The 22,305-nt window shown below is 67.0% G+C and carries 14 protein-coding genes; 7 read left to right on the forward strand and 7 right to left on the reverse strand.

The features are described 5' to 3' along the window. The first annotated feature begins 1 nt into the window (after position 1). The 5 genes from FG94_RS11165 to FG94_RS11185 all read left to right on the forward strand — a co-directional run bounded on the left by FG94_RS11165 (position 2) and on the right by FG94_RS11185 (position 4,753). Positions 2-994 (forward strand): ABC transporter permease, encoded by a 993-nt coding sequence (locus FG94_RS11165; protein ID WP_081925927.1) that lies wholly within the window; start codon positions 2-4, stop codon positions 992-994. Beyond that, positions 991-2,028 (forward strand): ABC transporter permease, encoded by a 1,038-nt coding sequence (locus FG94_RS11170; RefSeq protein WP_081925928.1) that lies wholly within the window; start codon positions 991-993, stop codon positions 2,026-2,028. The genes FG94_RS11165 and FG94_RS11170 overlap by 4 nt, the downstream gene beginning before the upstream one ends. A 16-nt stretch (positions 2,029-2,044) precedes the next feature. After that, entirely contained in the window at positions 2,045-3,442 is a 1,398-nt protein-coding gene (locus tag FG94_RS11175) for an FGGY-family carbohydrate kinase (RefSeq protein WP_036211227.1), read from the forward strand. 252 nt (positions 3,443-3,694) lie between these two features. Continuing rightward, complete coding sequence (locus FG94_RS11180) at positions 3,695-4,117, forward strand: hypothetical protein (RefSeq protein ID WP_152570945.1); 423 nt, start codon at positions 3,695-3,697, stop codon at positions 4,115-4,117. Between the two features lie 216 nt (positions 4,118-4,333). Continuing rightward, entirely contained in the window at positions 4,334-4,753 is a 420-nt protein-coding gene (locus tag FG94_RS11185) for a hypothetical protein (protein WP_036211233.1), read from the forward strand. A gap of 4 nt (positions 4,754-4,757) precedes the next feature. Here the strand turns inward: FG94_RS11185 and FG94_RS11190 are convergent, their stop codons facing one another. Genes FG94_RS11190 through FG94_RS11200 form a run of 3 tightly spaced genes read right to left on the reverse strand, consistent with a single transcriptional unit; the run spans position 4,758 to position 12,479 of the window. Beyond that, positions 4,758-7,214 carry a glycoside hydrolase N-terminal domain-containing protein gene (locus FG94_RS11190; RefSeq protein ID WP_036211236.1) on the reverse strand — a complete coding sequence of 819 codons (2,457 nt, stop codon included), beginning with the start codon at positions 7,212-7,214 and terminating at the stop codon, positions 4,758-4,760. A 16-nt stretch (positions 7,215-7,230) separates the two neighbouring features. Then, on the reverse strand, positions 7,231-11,016 hold the full coding sequence (locus FG94_RS11195) for a beta-galactosidase (protein ID WP_081925929.1): 3,786 nt from the start codon (positions 11,014-11,016) through the stop codon (positions 7,231-7,233). Between the two features lie 38 nt (positions 11,017-11,054). Continuing rightward, positions 11,055-12,479 (reverse strand): glycoside hydrolase family 28 protein, encoded by a 1,425-nt coding sequence (locus FG94_RS11200; protein ID WP_036211238.1) that lies wholly within the window; start codon positions 12,477-12,479, stop codon positions 11,055-11,057. A 269-nt stretch (positions 12,480-12,748) separates the two neighbouring features. Between FG94_RS11200 and FG94_RS11205 the strand changes: the two genes are divergently transcribed. Beyond that, positions 12,749-14,413 (forward strand): sodium/solute symporter, encoded by a 1,665-nt coding sequence (locus FG94_RS11205; RefSeq protein ID WP_036211240.1) that lies wholly within the window; start codon positions 12,749-12,751, stop codon positions 14,411-14,413. A gap of 155 nt (positions 14,414-14,568) precedes the next feature. Continuing rightward, positions 14,569-15,114 (forward strand): hypothetical protein, encoded by a 546-nt coding sequence (locus FG94_RS11210; RefSeq protein ID WP_152570946.1) that lies wholly within the window; start codon positions 14,569-14,571, stop codon positions 15,112-15,114. Positions 15,115-15,299: 185 nt separating this feature from the next. Here the strand turns inward: FG94_RS11210 and FG94_RS11215 are convergent, their stop codons facing one another. The 4 genes from FG94_RS11215 to FG94_RS11230 form a co-directional block, all read right to left on the reverse strand. Further along, entirely contained in the window at positions 15,300-15,596 is a 297-nt protein-coding gene (locus tag FG94_RS11215) for a hypothetical protein (RefSeq protein WP_036211244.1), read from the reverse strand. A 16-nt stretch (positions 15,597-15,612) separates the two neighbouring features. Beyond that, complete coding sequence (locus tag FG94_RS11220) at positions 15,613-17,778, reverse strand: TonB-dependent siderophore receptor (protein WP_036211247.1); 2,166 nt, start codon at positions 17,776-17,778, stop codon at positions 15,613-15,615. Between the two features lie 79 nt (positions 17,779-17,857). After that, a complete protein-coding gene (locus FG94_RS11225) occupies positions 17,858-18,862 on the reverse strand; it encodes a family 43 glycosylhydrolase (RefSeq protein WP_036211250.1) in 1,005 nt (334 codons plus the stop codon). A gap of 89 nt (positions 18,863-18,951) precedes the next feature. After that, positions 18,952-22,146, reverse strand: a complete 3,195-nt coding sequence (locus FG94_RS11230; RefSeq protein WP_051996490.1) for a TonB-dependent receptor — start codon at positions 22,144-22,146, stop codon at positions 18,952-18,954. Positions 22,147-22,305 lie beyond the last annotated feature (159 nt).

The raw sequence follows: 22,305 nt of genomic DNA on the forward strand, positions 1-22,305 counted from the left end.
TATGTACATCCTGAAGCAACGCGAGCCCCTGCTCGCCCTGATGGTGGTCGCGCTGGTGCTGCTGGTCGGCTTGCGCGCCCCGGTCTTCGTGAGCGCTGGCTCGCTCGCCAACCTGCTCACCGATAGCACCTTGCTCGTGATGCTGGCGCTGACCCAGATGCTGGTGATCGTCACGCGCGGCATCGACCTGTCGGTCGCGTCGACCCTGGCCCTGGCGGGCATGGTCGCGGCCATGCTGGCGAGTGCCAACCCCGGCCTGCCGCTGGTGCTCGTGATGCTGGCCGCCACCGCCACCGGCCTGGTCGCCGGCCTGCTGAACGGCTGGCTGATCGGCTATCTGCAGCTGCCGCCGATCGTCGTCACGCTCGGTTCCATGAGCGTGTACCGCGGCCTGGTGTTCGTGATCTCGGGCGGGACCTGGGTCTCGGCCCACCAGATGCCGGCCGGCTTCGTCGCCTTCCCGCTGCAGCGCCTGTTCGGCCTGCCGCACCTGGTGTGGATTGCCCTGGCCACCGTCCTGCTGATGGTGTTCGTGGCCCGCTACACGCGTTTCGGCCGTGACCTGTACGCCATCGGCAACGCGCCGCACTGCGCCGCCTACATCGGCATTCCGACCGCGAAACGCCTGTTCTGGACCTATGGCCTGTCGGGCATGGTCGCCGGCCTGTGCGGCTACCTTTGGGTGGCGCGCTACGCGGTCGCCTACACCGAGATCGCCTACGGCTTCGAACTCACCGTGATCGCCGCCTGCGTGATCGGGGGCGTGAGCATCGCCGGCGGGGTCGGCTCGGTGCTGGGCGCCATGCTGGGCGCGCTGTTCCTGTCGGTGATCGGCAATGCGCTGCCGGTGCTGCAGGTCTCGCCCTTCTGGCAAAGCGCCCTGACCGGCGCCGTGATCCTGGTCGCCGTCCTGATGAATGCGCGCGGCAACCGCAACCGCAGCCGCCAGATCCTGCCGCTGCACAAGCTTGACAACCTGAGGAGCGCCGCGTGAACGCGACCACCATTGCACAAACCGAGGCGGCCAGCGAAGCCGCAGCCAGCACCTCGCGCTACACCATCCTGGACCGCGAAAAGCCGGCGTTGCGCCACCTGGCGGCGCGCTGGGAGAGCCTGCTGGCCGTGCTGCTGCTGGCGGTGTTCGTGGCCGGCGGCGTCACCCTGCCGCACTTCCTCGATCCGTACAACCTGCTGGACGGTACCGCCAACTTCAGCGAGAAGGCCCTGATCGCGCTGCCGATGGCCCTCCTGATCATCTGCCGCGAGATCGATATCTCGGTGGCCGGCACGCTGGCGCTGTCCTCGGTCGCAATGGGCCTGGCCCACCAGGCCGGCGCCCCGGCGGGAAGCCTGCTGTTCGTGGCGCTGGGCACCGGCCTGGTGTGCGGCTGGCTGAACGGCTTCCTGGTCACCCGCTTCATGCTGCCCTCGATCGTCGTCACCATCGGCACCTTCTCGCTGTACCGGGGCCTGGGCAGCGTGGTGCTGGGCGACAAGGCCTTCACCAACTATCCGGAAGCGATGACCAGCTGGGGCCAGGGCGTGTTCTTCGGCATGGTGCCGCGCTCCTTCGTGATCCTGCTCGGCTTCGCCCTGCTGTTCGCGCTGGTGCTGCACTGGACCTCGACCGGCCGTCGCATCTACGCGATCGGCAACAACCCGGACGCGGCGCGCTTCTCCGGCATCGCCGTCGACCGCTACCGCCTCGGCCTGTTCATGCTCACCGGCGCCATGGCGGGCCTGGCAGCCTTCCTGCTCACCGGCCGCATCGACAGCACCCGCCCGAACATCGCCACCGGCTGGGAACTGGAAATCATCACCATGGTGATCCTGGGCGGCGTCAGCATCGCCGGCGGCGCCGGCACCATCGGCGGCGTGATGCTGGCCGTGCTGACCATGGGCGCCGTGACCTACGGCCTGGCCCTGGCCAACGTCCCCGGCATCTACATGACCATCGTGGTGGGCGTGCTGCTGCTGGCCACCATCGCCGTGTCGCGCCTGGTGCGCGGCAAGCCGACCCGCCACTGACCCAGGAAAGCACCCAATGCAAGCAAGGACGGGCGACGCCCTCATCGTTCTGGACATCGGCAAGACCAACGTCAAGCTGGCCCTGGTCGACGCCGGCGGCCGCGCCATCGCGGAAGCGCGCCGCCCGAACGCCATCCTGAACGATGGACCCTACCCGCACCACGACGTCGAGGGCATCTGGCAGTGGATGCTGGCGACCTGCCGCGGCTTCGCGAAACAGGCACAGGTGTCGGCGATCGTCCCGGTGACCCACGGCGCCACCGCCGCCCTGGTCGACGACGCAGGCCTGGTGCTGCCGGTGCTCGACTATGAAGCCGCCCTGCCCGGCCTGGACTACGCGTCCCTGCGCCCGGCCTACGCCGAGACCTATTCGCCCCTGCTGCCGGCCGGCCTGAACCTGGGCCGCCAGCTGGCCTGGCTCCAGCAGCGCCATCCCGAACAGTTCGCACGCAGCCGCCACATCCTGATGTACCCGCAATACTGGGCCTGGCGCCTGTGCGGCACGGCCGCAGGCGAAGCGACCTCCCTCGGCTGTCACACCGACCTGTGGGATCCGGTGCACCAGGCGTATTCGTCGCTGCCGGCGCGCATGGGCTGGCTGGACAAGCTGCCGCCGATCGCCGCCCCGTCGGCCTCGCTCGGCACCCTGCTGCCGGAAGTCGCGCAAGCAACCGGCCTGCCGCCGAACTGCGAAGTCCTGTGCGGCATCCACGACAGCAATGCCTCGCTGGTGCGCTACCTCGGCAGCGATGCCGCCGGCGGGCCGCGCACGGTGCTCTCGACCGGCACCTGGGTCATCGCCGCCGCCTTCGGCACGGGCCTGGACGGCCTGCGCGAAGACGCCGACATGCTGGCCAACACCAGTGCGCTGGGCCAGCCGGTCGCCTGCATGCGCTTCATGGGCGGGCGCGAATTCGGCGCCTTGGCGGGCGACCAGCCGGCCACCTGTTCTTACCTGGAGCTCGAGCAGATGGTGGCGCGCGCCAGCATGGCGATTCCCTGCTTTGCCGAGAGCGGCGGCCCCTTCGCCGGCCGTGCCGGGCGCATCGAGGGCCTGGCGCCGCGCGATGCGGGCGAGCGCTTTGCACTGGCCACGCTGTACTGCGTCCTGATGACGGATTACTGCCTCGACGCGCTGGGCGCCCGCGGCCCGATCACGGTCGAGGGCAGCTTCACCGCCAATCCCTGGTTCGGCCCCCTGCTCGCCGGCCTGAGGCCGCAGCAGGCGCTGAGCTATTCGGACGACGCCAGCGGCACCACCTGCGGCGGCTGGCTGCTGCGCTACCGCGACGCCACGCCGCCGGGCCTGAGCGTGCCGAAGCCGCCGCGTGCGCTGGCCGGGCTGGAAGCCTATCGCGCCAAGTGGCGCGAGGCGCTGCAGCAGGCCGGCGTTCCGGTCGCTGCTGCCGGTTGAGCGGCACGCTCAAATATGATTCGAAAATCCGTGCAATGCCACGGAATCTGAATCATTTCGCAGCGTTCTGGTTCGACCGGCACTGAGATTGATTCGTGATGGGCCGCCGCGCGCCCTTGCGCGCCGCGGGCCTCATCCTAGACTGAATCATCCGCGTTGCGCCCTGCGCAGCGCGGCATCCCGACGGTCGACACCGCGCCCGCGCGCGACGCCTGTTCCGAAGGCCGCTTCCCCCTTCGCGAAGGAACGATCATGCGTCCCCTTTCCTTGCTCCTGTCCGTCTCCCTGCTCCTGCCCGCTGGCGGCGCGGGCGCCCAGGCCATGGCCTACCCACCGCCCGACACCGCGCCGATCTCGTGGGTGCAGGTGACGGCGCCCTCCACTGCCCCGCGCATCGCGACCCGCGAAGCGCAGCAGATCTCGGGGGCCTACGAGATGTCGAACGGCTGGTACCTGCGCGTGCACACCGGCCGCCGCTACATCGACACCATCATCGACGACCAGCCGCCCTTGCGCCTGGTGCCGGTTGCGCCGTATCGGTTCGTGTCCGGTGACGGCAAGGTAAGCATGCAGTTCAAGCGCGGCGCGGCAGGCGATGAGATGCTCATGAGCTACCAGCCCGACGGGCGGCTTGCCCAGCGCATGGTGCTCAGCTCGCGGCTCGCGCAACGTTGAATGATGTGCCTTGAAAATGACGCAAAACTGGACTGCCGCCCCCGGCTTTTGAATCATGTCGCACCTGTCTTGCTTTGCGCCGATTCAGATTGTTTGGTGATGTGTCCGTCTTGGTCCTTGCACGCCGTGGTGGACGCCCTAGACTGAATCATCCGGGATGCGCATGGACGCATCCCGGCGCCCCAGGGTCCATTTCCGCTTCGTGAAGGAACCACCATGCGCTCCCCCATCCTCCTTGCCGCATCCCTGCTGCTGTCGGCCACCGGCGCGGATGCCCAAACCATGCCCTACCCGCCTGCGGACACGGCGCCGATCGCCTCGGTCCAGGTCAGTGCTCCCAGCAAGGCGGCACGGATCCGCGCTGCGGAGGCTGAAAAAATATCCGGTGCCTACGAGATGTCGAATGGCTGGTATCTGCGCGTGCTGACGTCCGCGCATTACATCGATGCCATCATCGACGATAACAAGCCGATCCGCCTGGCCGCGATTGCGCCTTACCGCTTCGTCTCGGGAGACGGCAACATCACCATGGACTTCAACCGCGGCTCCGATGGCGCGGACATGCGAATGAGCTATGTGCCCGACCTGCGCCTTGGCCAGCGTGTGGTGCTGGAGTCGCGGCTGGCGCAGCGCTGAGCACTCAGCGCGGGCGCAGCACGTAGGTCCGGCCCTTGACGGCCGTGAACGACAGCGTGTGCCCGATCCTGTCCGGCCTGCTGCGGATGCCCGTTCCCTCGACCACCACCGGCACCGGACTGCGAATCGCGGTGCGTCCGCCCACACGGGCGGTGATGCGGGCGGACTTCAGGCGTCCCGCCTCCCAGTCGATGTCGACCACATGGTTGCCGCGCCCGACCATGCCGCTCACCCGGCCGTCGCGCCAGCTGTCCGGCAGCGCCGGCAGCAGGTGCAGCTCGCCGTTCTGGCTCTGCAGCAGCATCTCGATCACCCCGGCCGTGCCGGCGAAGTTGCCGTCGATCTGGAACGGCGGGTGGGCGTCGAACAGGTTGGCGTAGGCGCCGCCGTGCTTGTCGCCCGGTTTGGTCAGGCGCAGCAGCTTGCGAAACAGCGTATAGGCGTGGTTGCCGTCGTACAGGCGCGCCCAGAAATTGACTTTCCAGGCCAGGCTCCAGCCGGTGCCGTCGTCGCCGCGCAGCTCGAGGGTGCGGCGCGCGGCGGCGGCCAGTTCCGGCGTCGACAGGGGCGAGATCACGCGCGCCGGGTGCAGCGCATACAGGTGCGACACGTGGCGGTGATGCGGTTCGACCTCCTCGAAGTCCTTGTGCCACTCCTGCAGCTGGCCCCGGGCGCCGACCTGGAACGGCAACAGCCTGGCGCGCGCATCCTTGAGCTGGCGACGGAACGCGGCATCGACCCCGAGCACCTCGCTGGCGGCGGCGACGTTCTCGAACAGGTCGTGCGCGATCCCCAGGTCCATGGTGGAGGCGACGGTGACATTACCCTTGCGTCCTTCGCCGTAGTAGAAATCGTTCTCCGGCGAAGTCGAGGGCGCGGTGACCAGGCGGCCCTGGGCATCCGGCTGCAGCCAGGCGAGCAGGAAGCGCGCCGCGTCCTTCATGATGGGATAGGCGCTTTCCAGGTAGCGGCGGTCGTCCGTGAACTGGTAGTGCTCCCACAGGTGCCGCGCCAGCCAGGGGCTGCCCATGGCCCAGTTGGCCCATTTGGGGTCGCCCTTGCCGAGGTTCCCGACCGGATTGCTGGCGGCCCAGATGTCGGAATTGTGGTGCAGCGCCCAGCCGGGCGCGCGGTAGTAGGACGCCGCGGTCTCCTTGCCGGTGACGGCCAGGTTGCGGATCAAGTCGTCCAGCGGCGTGAACAGCTCGGCCAGGTTGGCGCTCTCCACCGGCCAGTAGTTCATCTGGACGTTGATGTTGGTGGTGTAGTTGCTGCTCCAGGGCGGTCTCACCGAGGCGTTCCAGATGCCCTGCAAATTGGCCGGCGCCCCGCGCGTGCGCGAGGACGAGATCAAGAGGTAGCGACCGAACTGCACGTACAGCGCTTCCAGCGCCGGGTCGGCTCCACCGTCCGTGTATTCCTGCAGGCGGCGCTCCAGGGGCAGCGCGCTGCGGTCCTCCGCCCCCGGATTGATGACCAGGGACATGCGGTCGAACAAAGCGCGGAAATCCGCCACGTGGGCCGCGCGCAGGGCGGCGGCATCGCGCCGCGATGCCCGCTCCAGGTGAGCGCGGGCCAGCGCCCCCTCGTCCTTGCCGGCGCTGTCCGGGCACTTGTCGAAGCCGTTGAAGCTGGTCGCGGCCGACAGCAGCAGGGTCACTTCGGAGGCGTCGCGGATGCTGATGCGCCCGTCCTGCTGCGTCACGGTGCCGTCGCGCACCACCGGCTTGACCAGCAGGGCGAAGCGCATCCCGCGGCACCCGGCGGGGTCGTCCTGCACGACCGGTTCAAGGTTGTCGCGTACATAGTTCGGGTCCACCTGCGCGGGCGCCTTGCCGCCAAGGCGCAGCACGCCCTGCTCCACGGTGCTGGTGGAGCGCAGCGGGCTCGCGGCCCCCAGGTCGAGGCTGATCCGGCGCGGCTGGTCCGCCTGCAGGCGCACGACGATGACCTGATCGGGGCTGGAGGCGAACACCTCGCGCTGGTAGCGCACGCCGTTCACCGTGAAGCTCGTGGTCTGGATGCCGTCGCGGATATCCAGCGCGCGCCGGTAGCCGGTGACATCGCCGCCCTTGAAATCCTGCTGCAGCTTCAGGTCGCCCAGCGGCAGGAAGCTTTGCGTGTACAGGCCCTGCATCTGGCGCGACAGCGCGTAGGCCTGGGCGTAATCTTCCCTGGCCAGCGCTTCCCTCACCTTGCCGAGGGCAGCGTACGCGCCGGGGTTGATGTTCTTGCCCACCGGCCCGCCGCTCCAGAGCGTGGCTTCGTTCAGCTGGAGCAGTTCCTCGCCCGGCCGGCCGAACACCATCGCCCCCAGCCGGCCGTTCCCGACCGGCAGGGCTTCGGTCCAGACGGCGGCCGGCTTGTCATAGTGCAGCGTCAGGGCGTCGCCGGCTTGGGCTCCGGCGGAGAAGCTCAGGCCGGCCGCCAGCGCGGCCAGGATCAGGCGAGATGTGGGCATCGGTGCGGGCTCCGTTTTACTGCATGATCTCCAGGTCAACGCCGCCGCGCACCGCGCGCAGCTTGACCAGCTTGAGCGGCTCCAGCGCGTTTTCCTTGCGGCCGTCGGTCGTCACCGCCAGCGCGATGGTGTTCTCGCCGTTCGGGTTCAGGATACCCGGCGGGATCACGAAAGTGCGCTGCGGGCCGATGTGGGCGATGAACTGCCCCATGTTCCAGCCGTTCACGAAGATCAGCGCCCGGTTTTCGCGCTCCGAACGCGGCTTGGTGGTGTCGCCAAAGGCCAGGCCGAGCTGGATGTCATGCCCTTTCGGCAGGTCCAGCTTGAAGCTGGTGCGCAGCCAGTAGGTGCCGGCCGCTGGCGGCGCATCGGTGGTGCGCGCCGCCTGCCAGCCTTTCGGCGAGGCCACGGGCAGATGCCATCCCTGGCGCTCGCCGAACAGGCCGCCGTTGTTCATCGGGCCGCGCATGCGGTCGATGATCTCCTCGCCGCCCTGGCGGCCCTGGATGCGCCAGGCGATCGGCACGCCGAAGCGCTGGCCGCCGCGCTTGGTGAGCGAGGCCGAGATCAGGCCGCGCGCCTCGCGGTGGTAGTCGTCGGCCATCAGGTTCCAGTTGTGGGCGTTGTTGCGCACCATGACCGAGATGACGTGCTCGCCGGGCTTCAGCTCGCCCAGCGAGAGCTTGACGCTGTCGGTGGTCTCCGGGAAGGAGCGGCCGGTGTCCAGCTCATGCTGGCCGACGAAGCGGCCGTCGATCCAGACCTGGATCAGGCCCGCGCCGCCGGCGCCGTAGAACAGTTCCAGCTGGTTCGCCTTCGGGTCAAGGGCGGTGAAGCGCCCGCGGTACCACACGTCGCCGTGGTGGAAGCCGTAGTCGCTCATCGACAGGGTCGGCTGGCCGCGTTCCGGCATGGTCCAGGTCTGGGCCGCGGACGGACGGCGGTCGGCCTGCACCCAGGCGCTGTCGTCGAAGCGCGGCGCGCTTTCCAGGCTGTCCATGCGGCGGGTCCAGGCCAGGCGCCCCAGGTCCGGCAGGTTCACCGCCTCCGGCCCCTTGACGGTGCCGGCACGCATGCTGCCGTCCGGCTGGCGCGTCAAGGCCAGGTCCTGGCCGTTGAAGCTGGCGGCCTCGAAGGCCGGTCCCCAGATCTCGAACGTGCTGTCCTCGCCGGCGTCGCCGCGCATGGCGAGCTTGCCGCCAACGAGTTGGGCCGAGCGCACCAGCGCAGGGCTGAGCTGCAACGCACGTCCGCCGCCGGTCTCCTGGGTCCAGAAACGCAGGCTGGTCTGTTCGTCCGCCAGCAGGAGCAGCATCGGCGCCCTGCCGCCGCCCGAGATGCGCACCCGCGCCAGGCCGTCGTGCACGTAGTCCAGCACCAGGTCGCCCTTGGCCGCATCCCAGCGCGAGGTCACCTGCCCTGCCAGCACCTCGACGGTCGGCGCGCCGGTATAGCGCAGCACGGTCTGGCCGGCCTGCCGGTCGCGCCCGTGCAGCAGCGCGATATCGCGTTCGCCGTTGCGGAAGTGGGTCTGCAGCTCGGAAGTCGAATACACCAGGCGCTGGCGCTCCATGTCGTAGGAAGCCAGCAGCATGCGCGCATCCTGCCCGCGCAGCGTGGTGCCGAAGCTGTACTCGCCGTCGCGCGTGGCCAGCTTGACGCTGAAGGCTTCCTCGCCCTTGCCGTCGGTCGGGTTGTGGGCGGCGAAGATCACGTGCGTGCCCAGGCGCCGGTTGACGTTGTGGTAGACCTTGACCTTGCCGTCCGCGGGCGCCAGCGCCGGCCCCTTGTCCATCTCGGCCAGCACCTGCTCGGCCGCCTGCACCAGCATGCCCTGCTGCTTCAGCGCATAGGCTTTCGGGCGCATGCCGCGGTCTTCCGAGATCGGCGCGCCGTAGTCGTAGGAGGTATACACCACCGGGCCGGCCAGCCAGCCCCAGGAGGTGCCGCCAAAGGTCATGTAGACGTTGTGGATCGTGATCCGGTTGATCAGGTTGGTGCCGTAGAACACGCGCTGGTAGCCGGTGCCCTGGCGCTCGGCGGTGCAGTTGTAGGTGCCGTTCGAACCCCAGTAGTCGAACCAGCCGCCGCCCAGCTCCGCGGCGAAGCCGGGCGTGCCCGGCGAAGTGAGCGAACCGACCTTGCCGCTGCCCGTCGCGTAGATGCCCCAGTCGGGCGCCTTGTTGGCCCCCGCCGGGTTGGCGAACACGTCGCAGCTGCCGCCGGGGTAGCCATCGAAAGCATAGATGTCGGTCGGGCCCTGGTTGGCCCAGGGGGCGCTGGAGTTCTTCGGCGCCCAGTCCGGCAGGCGGCCGGCCGCGTTGTGGAAGAAGGGCACGGTGATGCCGTCTGCGCGCGCCTTGCGCGCCAGGTGCTCCATCTGGCGCACGTGCTTCGGCTCCACCTTGCCCAGTTCGTTCTCGAGCTGGTAGGCGATCACGTTGCCGCCGCCGTCGCTGGCCTGGTGGCGCGCGATGATCGCATTAATCTGGGTCATCCACTCGTCGACGGCGGACAGGTAGACCGGATCGTCGGTGCGCGCTTCGGCGCGGCTGCGGAACATCCAGCCCGGATAGCCGCCGCCGGTCAGCTCGGCATTCACGTAAGGACCGGTGCGCGCGATCACGTACATGCCCTCCTCTTTCGCGATCTGCAGCGCGCGCTCGACGTTGCGGATGCCCGAGAAGTCGTACACGCCCGGCGCCGGCGAATGGTAGCCCCAATCGAAGTAGAAGGCCACGCCGTTGAAGCCGAGCGCCTTCATCTTCTGGATCACGTCGCGCCACAGCGAAGGGTTCGGCAGGCGGAACGGGTGGATCTCGCCCGACCAGACCACGATGCGCTTGCCGTCGACCTTCAGCGAATACTGGTCCCAGGCGATCGTCTTCGGACGCCCCTTGGGCGCAGCGATGCGATCGAAGGCTTTGGCCTCTTCACCCATGACCCCGAACGAGGACGCCATGGCGGCGGTGCCCGTCAGGCGGCTTTGCGCGCTCCAGGTCCGGCCGCCGTCCTGGCTGTCGGCGAACCAGGCGCGCTGGCCGTCGTTGCCGCGGGTGTACAGGCGCAGCGTCGCGCCCAGGCGCACCAGTCCGGCCGCCTTGATGTCCGTGCCCAGGCCATTCAGGGTCGACTGCGCTTCGATGCGCCACGGCCCTTTCAGGTCGGCCGCCCGCGCCAGCACCAGGCGCCCGCTGGCCGCTTCGCGCGTCACCGCCACGAAGCCGTCGCCATCAAGGGCGACGACGGTGTCGGTGTAGCCGTCCTCGAGGCCGCGCATCGGCACGGGCGCCGACAGATTGCCCAGCTGCGCGTCCGGCGTGAGGACCTGGCTGCCGCGCCCGATGGTGACGACCAGGTGGAGCTGGCCGTCGGCGCCGCGCACCCAGTTGGGCGCGCGGACCTGGCCCGAGGCAAGCTGGACTTCGCGCGTCGCATTCCAGCGGCGCAGGTCCTGCGAACTGGCCAGCCCGATCGAACCCGGTGCGGCGCCGGCATAGGCCAGCACGTAACGGCCGTCGGCATGGCGCGCAAGGGTGGGATCATTCAGTTTGCCGGACGGCGGGGTCCAGGTTTCGGAGGCGAGCGAGACGAAATTGGCGCCGTCGTTCGACGACAGCAGGCTGAGCGTGTTCGCGGCGCCGGCGGTCAGCGCGGGCATCAGGATCACCTGGCCGGACTTCGACGCGGCCTGGGCGCTGGGCGTCCCGGCCTGCTGGCCGGATCCTTGCGGAATGCCGAGCTCCTGGGCCGCGGCCGAACCGCCGATTGCCGCCGCCACTGCGAATGCGAGGGCGCGCATGCGCCCCGCCTGCCTGTCACTCCTTGAATCAAACGACTTCATGCGCGCTCCTTCAGATTCGCATCGTAAACAAAACCTTCGACATTCTCGGTGATCACCGGGGCGCCGCGCAGGGTCCGCACGCGCAGGTCGCGCAGCCTCACGTCCCGCACCGGCAGCTCGGCCTGGCCCTTGACCTGGCAGACGAACTTCGCCTCGGCCACCTCCACATTGCTGATGTACAGGCCCGCGATCGGCGTCAGCCGCCGTTCATTCGTGGGCATCAATGTGCGCCACTGGTACAGCACGTCGGTCTCCACGCTCAGGATGCCGCCCTCGATCTTCGTCGCGCTCACATTGTTCATGTGGATGTTGCGCACATAGCCGCCGCGGCGCTCGTTGGTCTTCACGTACAGCAGGTTCATGATCGCGGTCCTGGCCCGCGGGCCGGCATCGTCGAAGTGGCAGTTGTCGACCAGGACGTTCTCGATGCCGCCGGACAGCTCGCTGCCGATCGCCATCATCTGGTGGCCGTTCTTCACGCGGCAGTTGCGCATCACGATGTTGCGCGAGGGGGTAGCCAGGCGCCAGGCGTCGCGGTCGCGCCCTGACTTGACCGACACAGCATCGTCACCCTGGTCGAACACGCAATCCTCGATCAGCACGTTCTGGCTCATCTCGGGGTCGACGCCGTCGTTGTTGTGGCCGTGCGCGCGGATATTCACGCGGCGCACCACCACGTCGCGGCACAGGTAGGGATGCACGGTCCAGAACGGGCTGTCGACGATGTGGATGTCCTCCACCAGCACATGGCGGCAGCGGTTGAACTGCACGAATTGCGGCCGCAGGTTGGCCTGGCCGCGGGTCATGTCGCGCTCGGCGAGCGGCCTGAGGGCGTCCGCCATCCTGTACAGCGCGACCAGCGCGTCCATGTGCGGCTTGGGCCGGGCGTACCAGACGCGCCAGACGTCGAGCTTCGCCTGCAGCGTGCCCTGGCCGCTGATCGCCACGTTCTCGCACTCGTAGGCGTAGACCAGCGGCGAATAATTCAGGCACTCCAGGCCTTCCCAGGTGGTCGCCACCGGCGGCAGGTAGTCCTGCGGCTGGCTTGAGAACAGCAAGGTCGCGCCCTTCTCCACGTGCAGGTTGACGTTGCTCCTGAGGTGGACCGGGCCGGTCGGCCAGGTCCCGGGCGGCACCACGACCACGCCGGAACCGTTGGCGTTGGCGGCGGCGATCGCCGCAGCGATGGCGCTATCGGTACGGGCCTGGTCCTGCTGGTCGGCGCCGAAGTCGGTGATGGGGAAGCGGCGGCTGCCGGAGAAATCGGGGATGGCGATGGCCGGCATCTCGAAGGGCGCCTGGACCCGTACGCTGCGCTGCGCCAGTGCGCCGCTGCGCCGCGGCAGCTGGCAGGCCGCCAGCACGGGCATGGCAAGCCCTGCGGCCAGGAGCGAGCGCCTGGCTGGGGAGGTGTTCGGCAATGCTGTCTCCTTATTATATGCGGGACATTCTAGGTGCTCTTCCGTACAACGATCAACGCAGCGGCGAAAGAATCAGCCGGGTGATCGGATGTAAGGACGGATACGGGCATTCGCTCAAGCGGATGAGTATTTCGTGCAGGGGCACGCAGTTCTTGCCCGTTATGCAAAGATTGGGACCGCGGAGCCCGTCCCTGGCGCTCTGCCCGCCGCGAAGCCGGCCGGATAACAAGGAAGTGCGCCGCACTGCTAAGACGAGACACCGCTACCCAATGAATTCGTTCTCCTCACTCGACACATTCGTCTTCCTCACCTATTTCGTGATCGTGGCCGGCTACGGCATCTGGATCTACCGGCGGCGCAACGGCTCCGGCAAGGAATCGCACGACTACTTCCTGGCCGAGGGCTCGCTCACCTGGTGGGCGATCGGCGCCTCGCTGATCGCCTCGAACATCTCGGCCGAGCAGTTCATTGGCATGAGCGGCTCGGGCTTCCGGATCGGCATGGCCATCGCAGTCTACGAGCTGATGGCGGCCGCCACCCTGATCATCGTGGCGGTGTTCTTCATGCCGGTCTACCTGAAGAACCGCATCTACACCATGCCGCAGTTCCTGGAGCAGCGCTACGGGCCCAAAGTGGCGACCGTCATGGCCTGGTTCTGGCTGGTCCTGTACATCGTGGTGAACCTGACCGCCATCCTGTACCTGGGCGCGCTGGCCATCAACAGCATGGTCGGCATCGGCGTGCTGCCCTGCATGCTGTTCCTGGCGGTGTTCGCCACCATCATCACCCTGGGCGGCATGAAGGTGATCGGCTACACCGACGTGATCCAGGTGTTCTGCCTGGTGATCGGCGGCCTGGTCACCACCTGGATCGCGCTCGACCTGGTGGCGCGCCTGTCGGGCAACGAAGGCGCGATGGTCGGCGTGCGCGAGCTGTTCGAGCGCGCCGGTGGCCACTTCGACATGGTGCTCTCGCGCGACAACCCGAACTACATGGACCTGCCCGGCCTGTCGACCCTGATCGGCGGCATGTGGATCGTCAACCTGAGCTACTTCGGCTGCAACCAGTACATCACCCAGCGCGCCCTCGGCGCCAGCCTGCCGGTGGCGCGCAAGGGCCTGCTGTTCGCCGCCTTCCTCAAGCTCCTGATGCCGGTGATCGTGGTCCTGCCAGGCATCGCCGCCTATGCGCTCGACCAGGGCGGCATGCTGGGCGACTCGCTGCGCCCGGGCGGCGAACTCAATCCCGACCGCGCCTACCCCACCTTGCTGACCCTGCTGCCGGAAGGCCTGAAAGGCGTCGCCTTCGCCGCCCTGACCGCAGCCGTGGTGGCTTCCCTGGCCGGCAAGGCGAACAGCATCGCCACCATTTTCACCCTGGACATCTACCGCCCCAAGTTCCGCCCCGACGCCAGCGAGCGCCACATGGTCTGGATCGGCCGCATGACGGTGGTGGTCGCGATGGCGATCGCGGTGGCGATCGCGCCGCTGATGGGCATCGACAAGAAAGGCGGCTTCCAGTACATCCAGGAATACACCGGCTTCGTTTCGCCAGGCATCCTTGCCATGTTCCTGCTCGGCTTCTTCTGGCGCCGCACCACCGGCGCCGCCGCGATGTTCGCAGCCATCGCCAGCGTGGGCCTGTCGATCGTATTGAAATTCCTGCCGGACTTCGTCGACCTGTCCTTCCTGGCGCCGATCGGCTTCGCGGCCAACAACGGCAGCGGCGTCTACGAGATCCCGTTCCTGGACCGCACCCTGATCGTGTTCCTGATGATCGTGATCGGCATGGCCATCATCAGCCTGCTGGGCCGCCAGCCGGCATCGACGATCGTCAAGGTCGAGCGCAGCCTGTTCAAGGTGGAGCCGGGCTTCGCCTTCGGTTCGGCGGTGGTGTGCGCGATCCTGGTGATCATCTACGCGGCCTGGTGGTGACCTGAGGTAGTGAGCAGCCTCCGCCTGGTCCCGGGGCCGGAGGCTGCAGGAGTCAAGAATGTGATGCGATGGGCAGCGCGTGACAGAGTGAGTGTTTTGGACGCACGTCGGACTGCTATCATCGGCCATCAGTTGACTTGAGATGGCAAGCGATGATGAGTCTCCCGCAAAAACTTGGCACCGTAAAACGTCGTTGTGTCGTTCTGCTCTTCAACGCACTTGTCGTTCCGTTCGGTCATGCCTGCACGGTGCCACCAATGGAACAGGTGGTAACACCCGAGCAGCAAATGGCGATCGCGACCGATGTGTCCGTCGCCAGGGTCATCAGGGCAACTCCTTCTCCTCTTCCTGCTTCTGGCGGCCGCCCATCGGTGGAGTACGAATTCGAAGTCGAAGAGCGAATCCTCGGACCAGATGAGCCGCGCTTTGTCATTATCGGTGCGAGAGGAGAAACGCGCCCCCGACCTGGATCGACAGACCATAGCGACAAGGAGTTCTGGGAGCGTGGCGGAGGGCGCCTGTACAACGATTCCGACTGCGTGCTACGGCCCAACTTTACGGTCGGCGAGCGCTATCTGGTTTTTCGCGGGAACCCCGCTACCTGGCGTAGCTTCGAGCGTATCGAATCCGTCCGTGGCAAGCCAAACGCCGAAGACAAGTGGCTGGCGTATGTGAAAGCTAGCCTCGGCGGGCAGCACTGATGAACGTGCAATGTGCTCGAACTGCGTAACCCAGCGGACAACGAAAGCGGACGACATTTCGCCTGCCGCGCGCTCACGTCTCCTACTCGAGATGCGTTTACTGCTCCCGCCACGCATCCGGGTCTGGTTTGAAATCGTCGATAGTCACCTTACGCACCCCGAAGCGGACCTTGAAGCAGTAGCGATCAACCCGCAGGATTGTGTTCGCAGATGTAGCTGCAGACGTCCTTGCGGCGATCATCGCGTTCGTCGACGAGCTCCTGCTCCTGACTGGCCAGCTGTTCCAGTTTGCGCGGATCGGTTTCGTTCTTCTTTCTGTCGCGCACCTCGACCAGCTTGCGCTCGATCCGCTCCATCCCCTTGAATCCGTCCAGCTCATTGCAGGCCTTCAGGCATTCGCTCTTGGGCCGCTCCCTGGTCTGGGCCGAGGCAGTATGGGTGAACGCGCACGCCAGTGCGCAAAGGGCGAGAATCTTCTTCATATGCTTGCTTTCGTGGTCATAGACTGGTCTCGAAGCGCACCACGACACGCGCGTGATTCGTGTTCCAGGTCGACAGGCGGACGAGGCTGTCCCGCTCCAGGTATTCGTCGATGCGGGAGGTACGCCGGTGTAGCAGATTATCCAGGTTGAGCCGCAGGACCGTGGTCTTGCTGAGGCTCCAGCTCGCATTCAGGTTCAGCGTGCGTCGGTTCGATTCGTAGACGCGCTGCTTGGCACTGCTGCGTACCCAGTCATCGGGCAGGTAGCTGGCATCGAAACCCAGCTTCATCGGCAGCGACTGCAGTGAGTAGCTGCCACCCAGCTTGGCGCGCCAGGGCGACTGCCCTGGGATATGGTTGTCGGGGCCGGGCAGCTCGCTCAGCGTCGAATCGGCCAGGCCAATGCTGCCGCTCAGCTCCAGGTTCGCCAGCGTCGGCGAAAAATCCTTGCCCGCCAGGCGAGCTTCCAGGTCCAGGCCGCGCACCCGCGCTTGGCCCAGGTTGGCTTGGCGAGCCACGTAACGCGGAACGCTCGCCCAGGGCACCTCCACCAGCGCGACGTCCAGGCCGTTCTTGTCGCTGATGTCGCGTGTGTAGAATTCCAGGCTGACCTCGCTGTCGCGGCCGAAGCCGTGCGCATATGACAGGTTCAGGCCGAGCGAGCGCTCCGGCCGCAGGGCGGGATTGCCGCTGCTGTCGGCCAGGTCGATCCCATTGGCGCCGCACAAACCCACGGCCGGGCATGGCGCATACGGATTGATCGTGGGACGCAGCAGCATTTCGTCGAAGAAGGGCGTGCGGTAGCTGCGCGCCAGCGAGGCCCTGAGCTGGCGCTTGCGATTGCCGCCGATGCGGTGCGACACGTGCGCCGACGGCGACCACAGCTTGAATCGCGGACGGCTACTGGCCGGGCCCTCGACCAGCCGGTAGCGGCGCCGTTCGCCGGATGCGCCCAGGTTGACGGCCCAGCGGCGGTTGATCCGCCATTCGTCCTGGATGAACAGCCGTGCACTGGTCAAATGGGATCCCGTTTCCGGCCCCAGCACTGCCAGGCTGGGGTCTGGACGGCCGTCGACCAGGTCGGTGTAGCTGCTATCGCTGTCGTTGCGCGCGAACTTGGCGCCGGCGCTGATCCAGTGACCGTCCTCGGTGTCAAGCGCGTAGTCGAGGTCGAGGAAGTAGTTGCGCGTGCTGCGGTCCTGCTCATGCACACGTTGGCGCGGGCCGCCCGGCGACCACAGCTCGTCCCTGCGCAGTCGGCTGTCCGAGCGCGAGCCGCTCGCGACCAGCTTGAGGGCCAGGCTGCTGTCCGTGTCGATCCTCCAGTTCCACAGCAAGGGCAGGTTCAGATTGTTCGTCGGTGTCTTGCTGGTCTGGTTTGCCGATGCGCTGAGGCCTGTCATCCAGCGCCGTTGTTCATCGCTGTGATTGTCGGAGCTGTAGCGGGCAACCTCCGGGCTGAAGGTGAGCGTATGATCGGCATCCAGGGTCCAGACCAGCACGCTGTTCGCATTGAGCGACTCTAACAGGCCCGGGATATGGGCCTGGCCGTCGTACTCGCGGACCGCACCCCTTCCCGGTCGTTCGCTGGTCTGGACATATTCACTGTGCGCGCTGGACAAGCGGCGCCACCGCGACAGCGTGAAGGTATGGCTGAACGAGCCATCGCTCACGCCGGTGGCCGTCCAGGTCAAGTCCATGCCCTTCTTGCCACCCTCGGTCCGCACATTGCCGTGCAAGCGGGACGAGGTCTTGCGCTGCTTTTTTCGCAGGACGATGTTGATGGTGCCCGCAATCCCGAACGGTCCGGTGGCGGCAGTGGTGGTCTTGACGATCTCAATGCGCTCGACGCGCACGAGGTCGATGTTCATGGTGTCGCCCGCCGGAGCCTGGCCGTCCACCAGCACCTGGGTGTAGCCGGGCAGGCCGAGCAGGCCGATGCGGCCGCTCTTGTCGACGCTGATGGCGGGCTCACGACGGAGCAGTTCGCCGGTGTTCTGCAGGCCGCTGTCGGCGATCTTCTTCTGACCGATGATGATCTTCCCGGCGACAAAATCCTGGCTTGTTTCGACGTCGGTCCGGGCGCCACTGACGACTACCTTCTGGGCTGGCGCAGACGCTTCGATCTGGGCATGGGCGCAGGCTCCGTAGACGGCTAACAGGCAGGCGAAGTGACGGTGCATCCGAGAAAATTCAATAGCAAACCAATCGATCTTACCAATAAAGGTTTGCTGAATATCCTTTAAATGTCACCAAGCACGATCAGTCCGCCACCGGCTCCCCGAAATCCGGCGACCCATCCGCCTTCCAGCGAATCACCTGCGCCCGCGTATGCCGGTTCGGATCCCGCAGCGGCTCCCCCACGATATCGCGGTAATTGCGCGCATGGTAGACCAGGATGTCGGTCTTCCCGTCCGGCGTTGTCGTGAAGCTATTGTGCCCCGGCCCGTACTGTCCGTTGGCCGCGCTGCTGCGCATCACCGGCACGGGCGACTTGGTCCACGCGCGCGCATCCAGCAGGTCGGCATCCGCCGGCGCGCTGAGCAGGCCGAGCGCGTAGTTGGCGTCGGTCGCGCTGGCCGAATAGGTCATCCATACCCTGCCGTTCTTCACCAGGAAAGAGGACGCCTCGTTGACCTCATGGCCGATCTTCTCCCACGCGTACTCCGGCCGCGTGAGCAGCACCGCCGGCTGGCGGATCGCCAGCGGCCCGTCCATCTTGGCCAGGTAGATGTTGGTGCCCTTGCTGCCGTCGGGTGCGCGCTGGGTCCAGCTCAGGTAGCGCTGCCCGCGGTGCTCGAAGGTGGTGGCGTCGAGCGAGAAGCTCTCCCAGCCGGTCTTGAGCTGGCCGCGCTCCAGCCACTCCCCTTCGAGCGGATTGGCGGACGCGTTCTCGAGCACGTACAGGCGGATTTCCCAGATCTTGTCGGCGCGTCCGGCGGTGAAATAGATGTACCACTTGCCGTCGATGCGGTGCATCTCGGGCGCCCAGATGTGCGCGCCCATCTCGCCGCTGGCGTGCTTGCGCCACACCACCTTGGCGTCGGCGGCGCCCAGCTCGTTCAGGCTGCGCGCGCGGCGCACCTCGATGCGGTCGTATTCGGGCACCGTGGCGGTGTAGTAGTACCAGCCATCCGGCTGCAGGGTGACGTGGGGATCGGCGCGCTGGCGCACCAGCGGGTTGGCGAAGCTGATTTCCGCGGCGGCGATCGGCTGGATGGCGAGCAGCGCCAGCATGGCGGCGGCGAAAACGGCAGGACGGTTCATCAGGACCTCGGCAAGTAAAAAAGCCAGTCATCGCGAGATGACTGGCAAATCGGGGCGCGTAGCCCGGAACAGGAGTCGTTACAAGGCGATCACAGCTTCATCGACACCGTGAAGTAGTAGCGGCGGCCCGCCCAGGCCAGCTCGTTCAGGCGGAAGCTGTCGCCGGCGTCGAGGCGCTTCACTTCGTCGGTCAGGTTCTTGCCTTCCAGCGCGAAGGTGATGTTGTCGTTGTAGCGATACTGGATCTTCGCATCCAGGTAGCCGGTCGCCGCTTCGAACACCGGGTTGCCCGAGACGTCGTTACCGCCGGTGAAGAAGCGGTCGCGGTAGCTGTAGGCCAGGCGCGCATTGATCGGACCCTTGTCGTACCACAGCGACAGGTTGTACGCGTTCTTCGACATGCCCGGGTAAGGCAGCACGGTGTTGTCGAGGACGTTCAGGCGCTCGGTGCCGGCCGCATACTTGTAGTCCATGCGGGTGTAGTTGGCGTCGACGCCGAAGCCGTTCAGCCAGCCCGGCAGGAAGGTCAGCGCGGTACGGCCGGCGATCTCGACACCCTTGGTGGTGGCGCCCTCGCCGTTCACGGCCTGGGTGACGTCGAACAGCTCACCGTTCTTGAACAGGTCCACGCCGCGGGTCAGCACGCGCTCCATCACGTAGCTGGTGATGTCCTTCTTGAAGAAGGCCACGGACAGCTGGCTGTCGGCGCCCGGATAGTACTCGATGCTCAGGTCGGTATTGGTCGAGCGGTAAGGCTTCAGGTCCGGATTGCCGGCGCTGCAGTCGTCGGTGCCGTCGCCGCCGAAGGCCGGATCGCCGCTGCCGCGGATGCAGGTGGCGTTCGGGGCCAGCAGGTCCATCCGCGGACGCGCCATGGCCTTCGACCAGCCGACGCGGGTCACCAGCTTGTTGTCGATCAGCCAGGCCGCGCCGTTAAAGCTCGGCAGCACGTCGTTGTAGGTGTTCTCGACGGTCGCCACCGAGTTGCTGAGGACGATGTCGCTGAAGGTCGTGCCTCCCGCATTCGGCGTACGCACCGAATAGCGCGCCAGGCCGGTCGAACGGTCGCGGGTGCGGGTATAGCGCACACCGACGTTGCCTTCGACTTCCTTGCCCAGTACCTGGGTGGCGTAGTCCAGGCGCAGGTAGGTCGCGGCAATGCGCTCGTCGATCATGAAGGCCGGGATCTGCGGGTACATGTTGCCGTCGCTGCCAGGCGCGTTGCGCAGGTAGGCGTGGTTGAAGCTCGAGGTGTCGAAGAACTGGGTCGCGTTGGCGTAGACCGGCGACATCCAGTTGCCCGGCAGGCCGGAGACCTTGTCGTAGCCGTCGAAGAAGGTGCCGGGCGAACGGCCCTGCACCGCGGTGACCAGGGCGGCCATCTGGGCCGCGTTCAGGTAGCGGGTGGCGAAGCCCGAGTTGATGAAGGTCTGGGTATCGTTCGGACGCTGCGCCGAGCCGGTGTAGAGCGGATCGTAGACCGCGGTCTGGTTGACGTTGGCGCCGCGCACGTTGATGTCGTCGGCGGTCGAGCTCAGGTTGGCGCCGTTGCTGGCCAGGTAGCCGCCGCCGTTGAACTGCTCGGAGGAGGACTTGCGCGCCTGGGCGCCGAACCAGACCTTGTTGAAGAACGGCGTGTCGAGCTTGTACTTGAAGTCGATCTTGGCCTGGTGTTCCTTGTTCTCGGTTTCGCTCGGACGGTACTGGAGCTGGGCCTGGACATAGGATGCAGGATTGTCCGGGCTGTAGCCCGCCGGGAAGGTGAAGCGCGGAATGCTGTCCGGCCCGAGCGCCACCTTCAGGCCGGGCGCATTCTGGGTCAGCACGATGCTGTTGCTGTCGCTGTCGTACAGCGACTTCGAGGTGCCGAGCAGGCCGGTCACTTCGAGGCGGTCGCGCTTGAAGCTGAAGCCCGACGACAGGTAGCGCGAGTCGATGTCGAGCTGGAAGTCGCGCGCCGAGGTGCTGAAGGCGCCCTGCCCGCCCACGCCTGCGCCGAACAGGCAGGAGCCGACGACGTATTCGGTCACGTGGTGGTTGCTGACCACCATGCCCGGGGTCGCGCTGGTCGGCGCGGTGCAGGCGCCGGCGGCGGTCGGCACGCCGTTGGCGCCGTAGACCGGAGCGCGGCCGGTATTGGCCAGGCGGCCTGCGTTGGCGAAATCGGTGCCGAAGTTGCGGTCGTTCAGGCGCTGCCGCTGGGTATTGGCCTGGTAGGTCGCATACGCATTGAATTCCTTGCTGAACGCGTACTGGGCGGTGACCTCGCCCGAGGAGCGCTTGTGGTCGCGGGTCCAGAGGCCGTAGCGGGCGATGCCCGGCGAATAGTCGAACCACTGGCTGCGGCAGGCGGTCTGCTGCGCGGCGGTGAGGCCCGAGGTGGCGCAGGCGGCGGCGCTACCTACGGCCGCGACCTTCGGGTCGATGCTGTTGACGGTCTTTTCCGGCGAGTTGTCCCAGTCCTGCAGGAAGCGCCACGAGGTGTTGCGGGCGTAGTCGTTCTGGGTCAGCACCTTGTCGTAGACGAAGTTGGCCATCAGGCCCAGCTTGCCGTCGAAGTACTTGTCGGCCATGTACAGGTTGCCGCGCGGCTGGACGCCGCCGCGCGAGGTCGAGTGCTCGGCCGCGATGCTGGTGCCGATGGTCGGCTTCTTGAAGTCGAGCGGCTTGCGGGTGGTGATCTGCACGGTGCCGCCCACGCCGCCTTCGGTCATGTCGGCGGTCAGGCCCTTGTAGACGTCGATCGAACCGATCAGCTCAGAGGCCAGCTCGCGCAGCTCGGCGCCGCGGCCGGCGCCGCCATTGGTGCCGAGCACCGACATGCCGTTGACTTCGACGCGGTTCAGGTCCGGCTCGACGCCGCGGATCGCCACCTGGGTGCCTTCGCCGAAATCGCGCGACAGCTGCACGCCGGTCACGCGCGACAGCGCTTCGCCCACGTTCTTGTCGGGGAACTGGCCGATGTCTTCGGCCACGATCGAATCCGACACGGTGCCGGCGTTCTTCTTGCGGGTGATGGCGGAGGCCACCGACTGGCGGGTGCCGGCGATGTGGACGACCTGCGGCGCGGGCGCCGCGTCGCCGGCGCTACCGGAAGCGGTCGCGCCGGCGCCGGACTGGCCCTGGGCGGTCGAGGTGGAAGCGGATGCGGCAGGCGCGGCCTGTGCTTGCGCGGTTTCCTGCGCCAGCGCGGCTTGTGCCGCCAGGAGGGCGATCACTGCGGCGACTGCACGGGCGCAGCGGGTCGGATGCAGCACGGAGGTGCTGGTCATGGCTTGATTCATCGATGTCTCCATGGGCTCTGTAGTTTGAAATACGGCTTGGCCTTGAAAACATTCTATGTGCGCAGGGTCGAGTTAATCCATTCAGGGTCGAAAGAATCACCGAACTGATCGAAATGGCAAAATTGCATCGGCAACCGATCAATACGGTGATTGTTTCGG

Source organism: Massilia sp. LC238, from assembly GCF_000735635.1.
GTDB classification, from domain to species: domain Bacteria; phylum Pseudomonadota; class Gammaproteobacteria; order Burkholderiales; family Burkholderiaceae_D; genus Telluria; species Telluria varians.

Bases quoted from the DNA above. Each gene is read 5' to 3' on its own strand.
- FG94_RS11180 (WP_152570945.1), top strand. From the start codon at position 3,695: ATGCGTCCCCTTTCCTTGCTCCTGTCCGTCTCCCTGCTCCTGCCCGCT.
- FG94_RS11210 (WP_152570946.1), top strand. From the start codon at position 14,569: ATGAGTCTCCCGCAAAAACTTGGCACCGTAAAACGTCGTTGTGTCGTT.
- FG94_RS11195 (WP_081925929.1), bottom strand. From the start codon at position 11,016: ATGCGCGCCCTCGCATTCGCAGTGGCGGCGGCAATCGGCGGTTCGGCC.
- FG94_RS11220 (WP_036211247.1), bottom strand. From the start codon at position 17,778: ATGCACCGTCACTTCGCCTGCCTGTTAGCCGTCTACGGAGCCTGCGCC.
- FG94_RS11215 (WP_036211244.1), bottom strand. From the start codon at position 15,596: ATGAAGAAGATTCTCGCCCTTTGCGCACTGGCGTGCGCGTTCACCCAT.
- FG94_RS11175 (WP_036211227.1), top strand. From the start codon at position 2,045: ATGCAAGCAAGGACGGGCGACGCCCTCATCGTTCTGGACATCGGCAAG.
- FG94_RS11190 (WP_036211236.1), bottom strand. From the start codon at position 7,214: ATGCCCACATCTCGCCTGATCCTGGCCGCGCTGGCGGCCGGCCTGAGC.
- FG94_RS11165 (WP_081925927.1), top strand. From the start codon at position 2: ATGTACATCCTGAAGCAACGCGAGCCCCTGCTCGCCCTGATGGTGGTC.
- FG94_RS11225 (WP_036211250.1), bottom strand. From the start codon at position 18,862: ATGAACCGTCCTGCCGTTTTCGCCGCCGCCATGCTGGCGCTGCTCGCC.
- FG94_RS11185 (WP_036211233.1), top strand. From the start codon at position 4,334: ATGCGCTCCCCCATCCTCCTTGCCGCATCCCTGCTGCTGTCGGCCACC.
- FG94_RS11205 (WP_036211240.1), top strand. From the start codon at position 12,749: ATGAATTCGTTCTCCTCACTCGACACATTCGTCTTCCTCACCTATTTC.
- FG94_RS11230 (WP_051996490.1), bottom strand. From the start codon at position 22,146: ATGAATCAAGCCATGACCAGCACCTCCGTGCTGCATCCGACCCGCTGC.